Source organism: Klebsiella sp. HMSC16A12 (assembly GCF_001808265.1).
Lineage (GTDB): Bacteria > Pseudomonadota > Gammaproteobacteria > Enterobacterales > Enterobacteriaceae > Klebsiella > Klebsiella pneumoniae.
Genome location: NZ_KV792532.1, coordinates 1 through 1,298 on the forward strand (window position 1 = coordinate 1; position 1,298 = coordinate 1,298).

A 1,298-nucleotide genomic window follows, 5' to 3' on the forward strand; every position below is an offset into this window, starting at 1 on the left:
ACTTTGAAAGAGATCAACCGGGTCAAGATTATTCAGGATGTCATCGAACGTCGTATGACAACACGTCGCGCTGCTGAACACCTCGGTATCAGCGACAGGCAATGCCGTCGGCTTATTGTGCGTTATCGTGAAGGCGGTCCACTTAGTATGGCCAGCCGTCGATGTGGGATGCGTGGTAACCGCCAATTGTTGCCAGGACTGGCAGATCAGGCACTGGAACTTATCAGGACGCGTTACGCTGATTTCGGGCCCACTCTGGCACGAGAAAAGCTCGAAGAACTACACGGACTGTCTCTCGGCAAAGAAACTGTACGGCGCATAATGGTCCGGGCTGGCTTGTGGATTCCACGTAAACAACGTGCTGCAAGGATCCCTCAGCCACGCTATCGGCGTCCATGTACTGGTGAGCTGATACAAATCGATGGCTGTGACCATGACTGGTTTGAAGGCCATGGGCCTGCCTGTACCGCGCTGGTCTATGTTGACGACGCTACCAGCAAAATCATGGAGCTTTTGTTCGTCAAGTCTGAGTCCACGTTTTCTTATTTCGAAGCCACACGTCGTTATATTAATAAACATGGCAAACCGCTGGCGCTTTACAGCGATAAAGCCGGTGTTTTTCGCGTTAACAATAAGCATGCTACGGGCGGAGATGGACACACTCAGTTTGGTCGTGCGATGCACGAACTGAACATCCAGACTATCTGTGCTGAAACCAGTGAAGCTAAAGGCCGTGTTGAGCGGGCGCATCTGACTTTACAGGACCGTCTGGTAAAAGAGTTACGGTTACAGGGCATAAATTCAATGGAGGCTGCAAATGCCTTCGCTGAAGCCTATATGGCAGACTACAATCGTCGTTTTGGTAAAGTGCCAAGACATGACTTTGACGTACATCGTGCTGTCGAACACGATGAAGACCTGGGCCTCATTTTTACTTTTCGTGAAAAACGTAAAGTCTCAAAATCGCTTACGATCCAGTACGATAAAATGCTGTATCTGATCGAAGATAGCGAATTCAGTCGTCGTGCTATTGGCAAATACATCGACGTTTACCACTATCCTGATGGTAAGAAAGAGTTGCGCCTGAATGGCGTGGTACTTCCCTACTCCACCTATGACAGGCTATCAGAAATCGACCAGGGCGCGGTTGTTGATAACAAACGTCTTGGCCGTACTCTGGAGTTCATCGGTCTGGTACAGAGTAAACGGGATAACACACGTTCTCAGTCAATTCCTGCCGGTGACGGTCCTTCCCGTCGACGGCCCAAGCAGGAAGGGAAGAAATCACAGCGTTCACT

1 protein-coding gene is annotated in these 1,298 nt (G+C 49.9%); it reads left to right on the plus strand.

The window, feature by feature from the left end; genetic code table 11:
- A partial coding sequence (locus HMPREF3140_RS02430) for an ISNCY family transposase (protein ID WP_228705075.1) occupies positions 1 to 1,298 on the plus strand: 1,298 nt, incomplete at both ends.